General features: G+C 73.3%; 4 protein-coding genes and 2 pseudogenes. 3 read left to right on the forward strand and 3 right to left on the reverse strand.

Going from position 1 to position 5,845, the window contains the following annotated elements; all coding sequences use genetic code 11:
• Positions 1–430, reverse strand: a pseudogene (locus ACWCO3_RS30195) (hypothetical protein); the annotation flags it as partial.
• Complete coding sequence (locus ACWCO3_RS30200; RefSeq protein WP_450013276.1) at positions 427–2,115, reverse strand: HAD-IIIA family hydrolase; 1,689 nt, start codon at positions 2,113–2,115, stop codon at positions 427–429. The pseudogene ACWCO3_RS30195 and the gene ACWCO3_RS30200, both read right to left, overlap by 4 nt.
• A 172-nt stretch (positions 2,116–2,287) precedes the next feature.
• On the opposite strand from ACWCO3_RS30200, the gene ACWCO3_RS30205 reads away from it, so the two are divergent.
• The 3 genes from ACWCO3_RS30205 to ACWCO3_RS30215 all read left to right on the forward strand — a co-directional run bounded on the left by ACWCO3_RS30205 (position 2,288) and on the right by ACWCO3_RS30215 (position 4,652).
• Positions 2,288–2,710 carry an SRPBCC family protein gene (locus ACWCO3_RS30205; RefSeq protein WP_450013278.1) on the forward strand — a complete coding sequence of 141 codons (423 nt, stop codon included), beginning with the start codon at positions 2,288–2,290 and terminating at the stop codon, positions 2,708–2,710.
• A 2-nt stretch (positions 2,711–2,712) separates the two neighbouring features.
• A complete protein-coding gene (locus tag ACWCO3_RS30210; RefSeq protein WP_358052068.1) occupies positions 2,713–3,714 on the forward strand; it encodes an SDR family oxidoreductase in 1,002 nt (333 codons plus the stop codon).
• Positions 3,715–3,881: 167 nt separating this feature from the next.
• Positions 3,882–4,652: a polyprenol monophosphomannose synthase gene (locus ACWCO3_RS30215; RefSeq protein WP_145784005.1), complete on the forward strand. Its 771-nt coding sequence runs from the start codon at positions 3,882–3,884 to the stop codon at positions 4,650–4,652.
• Positions 4,653–4,760: 108 nt separating this feature from the next.
• On the opposite strand, the pseudogene ACWCO3_RS30220 reads toward ACWCO3_RS30215, so the two are convergent.
• Positions 4,761–5,756: pseudogene (locus ACWCO3_RS30220) on the reverse strand (phytoene desaturase family protein); the annotation flags it as partial.
• Positions 5,757–5,845 lie beyond the last annotated feature (89 nt).

Consider the following 5,845-nt stretch of genomic DNA (forward strand, 5'->3'; position numbering starts at 1 on the left):
ATTCCCGCTGGCCCCGCTCTACACCTCGCACCACACCACGGTGCCGGACGGCGTACCCGGGCAGGCTCCGTTCACCCGGGGCGGTGGGGTCGGCGTCGCGGTCGGCCATCGGGTGGCGCGTGTTGGGTACGTCGCCCTTGGGGGTGTTGTGTTCGACGTAGATGGCGGGGACGTCACGTCCGGGGCGGCGACGCAGCCACTCCTGCGCCCGGTCGATCTCCTCCGGTCGTTGCAGGATGACCAGGTCGACGTCGGTGCCGGGCAGATCCTCAGGGGTGACCTCGACCGCGCTGTCCGGCCAGGGGTAGGTGCGGGCCCGGCCGAGGCCGTAGGGGCCGCGGTCGGGTGTGGTGGGGATCAGATAGCGGTGGCCGCCGTGCACGAACGATGTGGTCCAGGATCCGTGCACGTGCCAGAGCAGGATGTTCATCGGCCGCCACCACCAAGAACGGCGAGCATCCGCAGCGCGTCGACCACAGCGTCCGGGTCGACGTCGCTGAGGCAGGGGTGGCCGGGGACCGGGCAGCTGGCGGCCCGGGTGTCCCGGCACGGCGCGGTCGCGTCGCCGATCCGGACGGTGGGCACCCGGTAGGGGCCCCACTGACCGAACGGGACGGTCGGCGCGAAGAGGCTCACCACCGGCACACCGGCGGCGGCGGCCAGGTGCGCCGGCCCGGTGTTGCCGACGACGACAGCGCTGGCGTCCGCCACGATCCTGGCCAGGCCGGCCAGGTCGGTTCGTCCACCCAGGTCGGTGCCACCCGCCGCCGCGACCCGGGCGGTGACCTCACGCTCGTCGGGGCCGCCGGTGACCAGCACCCGGTGCCCGGCGGCGGTCAGCGTTGCGGCGATCCTCGTCGCGACGTCGGGCGGGCAGGCCCGGCTCGACGCGGCCGAGCCGGGGTGCAGCACCACGTACCCCGGGTCGCCGAGATCGGACGGACGCCCCGCCACGACGTCGTGGCGGAGCCGGAGCACCGGCTCGTCGCCGTCGGGCAGCCGGTGTCCGGCGGCGGCGGCGAGAGAGAGGGCGCGTTCGGGTTCGGGGACGCCCACCGGCACCCGGTGTCGGACGTCCAGCAGCGAGCCCGGGTAGTCGTCGCTGATCGCCGCGATCCGGCCGATCCCCGCCATCCGCAGCAGCAGTGCCAGCGGCAGTGCGGACTGGTGGAACGAGGTGAAGACCACCGCCTGGTCGGCGCCGACCGCGCCGAGGCGGGCGATCAGGCTCCGCATGTCCTCCGGGTCGACAGGTGCCGGGGTGCTGTCGATCCAGGGCAGCGGGTGCTCGATGATCTCGTCGACGCCGGGCAGCAGATCGGCGGCGGCACGGCCCCGCGGCCCGCACAGCAGCACCACCCGCTGCGCCCCGGCCGCGACGGCGCGGATCGCCGGCCCGGTCACCAGCACGTCCCCCGCCGAGTCCGATCGGACCACCAACGCGGTCCGCACCGGCTCGCCGGGCGGGGCGGTCGGCAGCACGGCCCGTTGACGGCGCAGGATCTCGTCCACCGCCGCCGGCAGGTCGGTGGCCGTCCACCCGGCGGCGGCGACCTCCTCCGGTCGGGTCACCGGAGTGGGCACCAGGACGCCCGTCGCCCCGGCGGCCAGTGCGGCCGCGACGTCCCGGCCGATGTCGCCCACCATCACGCACCGGGACGCGGTGGTGCCCAGTTCGCGGGCAGCGGCGTGCACCAGGCCCGGTGCCGGCTTACGGCAGTCGCACCGGTCCTCGTCGTCGTGCGGGCAGACCAGCCAGGCGTCGAACCGGCCCAGCAACTCCTCGACGCGGGCGTGCACCGCCCGCATCTGCTCCCCGGTGAAGTAGCCCCGGGCCAGACCCGACTGGTTCGTGACCACCGCCAGCCGCAGCCCGGCCGCCCGCAACCGGTCCAGCGCGGCCCGCGCTCCCGGCACCGGTCGCACCTTTTCCGGGTCGCCGTTGTACGGGACGTCCTCGATCAGCGTGCCGTCGCGGTCCAGCAACACGGCGTCGTACAGGACGGGTCGGGGGCTTCCGGTGGTGTGGCGCAACCCGGCCGAACCGGCGCGGTCAGCAGCGGCGTAAACCGGGGCTGACCTGCGCTGATACGGATCCTCCTGGTCCTGTCGCACAGCCGGCGGGTTCCCTGCGCCCCGAGGAGTAAACGTCGTCGCCGAGGGGGTGGGCCAGCGCCACCAGCGGCGCCCCGCGTCGGCCTTACCCGCCGCCCCGGAGAAGCTAACCCGCCGGTCGTTAGCGCCGCCCCGGCGTGGGTACGGGAATCCAGTGGCGATTGTGGAGAAAGTGATCCAAGCTCCCGCGCAGCAGGTGTTCGACGTGCTGGCCGACGGGTGGACGTACAGCGACTGGGTGGTCGGCACGGCACACATGCGCGATGTCGACGACACCTGGCCCCGGGTGGGCAGCCAACTGCACCACCGGGCCGGGCCGTGGCCGTTCTCGCTGCAGGACGCGTCGACGGTGCTGGTCTGCGAACCGCCGCACCGACTCGTGCTGAAGGCCGGCCTCTGGCCGGCGGGTGAGGCGATAGTGGCCTTCACGCTGGAACCGGTCGGCGAGGACGCCACCCGGGTGCGCATCGGGGAGGACTTCGCCGCCGGCCCGCTGCGGTGGCTCCACAACAAGCTCAACGACCTGGTGCTGCATCTGCGCAACCGGGAGACGCTGGACCGGCTGGCCGACATCGCCACCCGGCAGAAGGGGTGACCGTGGCGCAGACCGTGGTGGTGACGGGCGCGAGCGCCGGCGTCGGTCGGGCCGTCGCGCACGCGTACGCGGCTCGGGGCGCCCGGGTGGCGCTGCTGGCACGGGGTGAGGCGGGCCTCGCCGCCGCCGAGCGGGAGTGCCGGCTGCGCGGCGCGACGGACGTCCGCGTCTACCGGGTCGACGTGGCCGACGCGGGGGCGGTGCAGCAGGCCGCCGACGACGTGGTGCACCGGTGGGGCGGCATCGACCTGTGGATCAACAACGCCATGGCGTCGGTGTTCGCGCCCGCCTGGGAGATCCCGGCGCGCGAGTTCCGCCGGGTCACCGAGGTCACCTACCTGGGCACCGTGCACGGCACCCTGGCGGCGCTGCGACACATGCGGGCGCACGGGCGGGGCACGATCGTGCAGGTGGGCTCCGCGTTGGCCTACCGGGGGATCCCCCTGCAGTCGGCGTACTGCGCGAGCAAACACGCGGTGCAGGGCTTCAACGACTCGCTGCGCGCCGAGCTCCTGCACGACTGCCCGGGGGTGAGGCTGTCGATGGTGCAGCTGCCCGCCATCAACACGCCGCAGTTCTCCTGGGTCCGTACCCGGCTGCCCCGGCATCCGCAGCCGGTGCCGCCGATCTTCACGCCGGAGTTGGCCGCGCGGGCCGTCGTCTGGGCCGCCGAGCGCGGCACCCGGGAGCTGAACGTGGGCGGCCCGACGTGGCAGGCCCGGCTGGCCGACATCCTGTTCCCCGGGCTGCTCGACCGGAAGCTGGCCCGCGACGGCTACGACAGCCAGCAGACCGACGAGGAGATCGATCCAGCCACCTGGCGGGACAATCTCGACCATCCCGGCGACGAGGACACGGACCGGGGCGCGGCGGGCGTCTTCTCCGACCGGGCACACGACCGCTCGGCGGCGCTCTGGGTCGGCACCCACAAGCCGGCGCTGACCGGGATCGCACTCACCGTCGCGGCTCTGACCCTCGCCGCCGTCACACGACGCAGGCGCTGAGGGTCTTCGTGGGCGCTGGCCTGGCAACCCCGCGGCCACTGGACCCATGATCGGACACCGCGTGCCACCGGCTCCCGCAACGCCCGGAAGGGGTGCCTCTTCAACCCGAATGCGACAACTCGATACCCTTTCCCTGAGCCCCATGTCCGCAAACCGAGGATGCCCGCATGATCGAGCCTGTGCAGCTGCCGTCGCCGTGGCGGGACGTACGCCTGACCGTCGTCGTTCCCACCTACAACGAAGCGGGAAACCTGCCCACGCTTGTGGAGCGGCTCCTCGCACTGCCGCTGCCCGGCCTGCGCATCCTCGTCGCCGACGACAACTCCCCGGACGGCACCGGTGAGGTGGCCGACAAGCTGGCCATCGAGCACCCGGAGCGGATCGAGGTCGTCCACCGCGCCGGCAAGGAGGGCCTCGGCCGGGCGTACGTCGACGGGATGGGACGGGCGCTCGATGGTGGCGCCGAGTACGTGGCGCAGATGGACGCCGACCTGTCGCACCCGCCGGAGGCGCTGCCGGGCATGCTGGGCGCGCTGCTCTCCACCCAGGCCAGCGTGGTGATCGGTTCCCGCTACGTGCCGGGCGGCGAGCTGGACGAGAACTGGCCGCTGTACCGCCGGGCCCTCAGCGGCTGGGCGAACCTTTACGTGCACACCCTGCTGCGGGTGCGCATCCGGGACCTCACCGCCGGCTTCAAGATCTGGCGGGCCGACGCGCTGCGGAACATCGACCTGAACCGGGTGCAGTCCAACGGCTACAGCTTCCAGGTGGAGATGCACTACCTCGCGACCAAGCTGGGGCACACCATCCTGGAGGTGCCGATCCGCTTCGAGGAGCGCAAGGAGGGTGCGTCCAAGATGACCACCGCGACCAAGGTGGAGAGCGCCCTGATGCCCTTCCGCCTGCGCAGCAAGCACCGCAACATCACCACCAACTGAACCCGTTCGGCCCTCTCGCGATCAAGAGGTTCGCGTCACCGGCACCCCGGAATCTGACGCAAACCTCTTGATCACCGTAGGCGAGGACCGACGGCCGGGCCGGGCGGGTCAATCGGGGTAGACAGCTCGGTGGGCCGTTGCGATGGCTGCGGCGTACGCCCGGCCGGTCAGGGCCCGGTCGCGGGCCAGCGCCGCGCGGGCCGCGTTCGCGCCGGGCGCGCCGTGCACCCCGCCGCCGGGATGCGCCGACGCACTGGCCAGGAAGAGCCGGTCCACCGGAGTGTCCGCCCGGCCCAGGCCCGGGATCGGGCGCAGGAACAGCTGTTGGTACGCGGCGGCGGTGCCACCGCCGAGGGTGCCGCCGACCAGGCTCGGGTTGCCCTTCTCCAGGTCGGCCGGGCCCGCCACGTGCCGGCCGACGACGAGCTGCCGGAAACCCGGTGCCGCCGCCTCCAACACGTCCTCCATGCGCTGCACGTGACCGGCGACGTCCTCGGCCCGCCAGTCCCGACGAAACGGCAGGTGGGTGTACGACCAGAGCGACTCGGTGCCCGGCGGGGAGTGACTGGGGTCGGCCACGGACATCTGCCCGAGCAGCAGGAACGGGTCACGGGGCAGTTCGCCTCGGGCCAGCTCGCTCGCGTACCGGGTCAACCCGTTCAGGTCCGCGCCCAGGTGCACAGTGCCGGCGCCGGCCAGCTCGCGGTTGATCCAGGGCATCGGCGCGGACAGCGCCCAGTCCACCTTCAGCGTCGAACCGTCCCAGCGGAAGTGCGCCAGGTCCTCCACCAGCCGTGACGGCAGCGCTGCCGCACCGACCAGGTCGAGGTAGAGCGCCGGCGCCGGCACGTCGGCGAGGACGGCCCGTCGGGCCCGCCACAGCGCACCGCCGACGGTGCGGACCCCCATGGCCCGGCCGCGGGCGGTGAGCACCCGGTCGACGTGGGCGCCGTAGAGGATCACCCCACCGCGCTCCTGCAACCGAGCCACCAGCGCGTTGGTAATCTGCTGTGCGCCGCCCTCGGGCACCGGCCAACCGATCTGCTGGCCGAGCATGGCCAGCAACCAGCCGTACACCCCGGAGCCGGCCTCCTCCGGGGCCAGCGATAAAGCAACTTCGGGCCGGCTCTCCTGGTGGCGGGGGGACGGCGGCGACGGCGCCAAGCGCAACCTCGGTCTGATCGGGGTGCTGG

Source organism: Micromonospora sp. NPDC002411, from assembly GCF_053592955.1.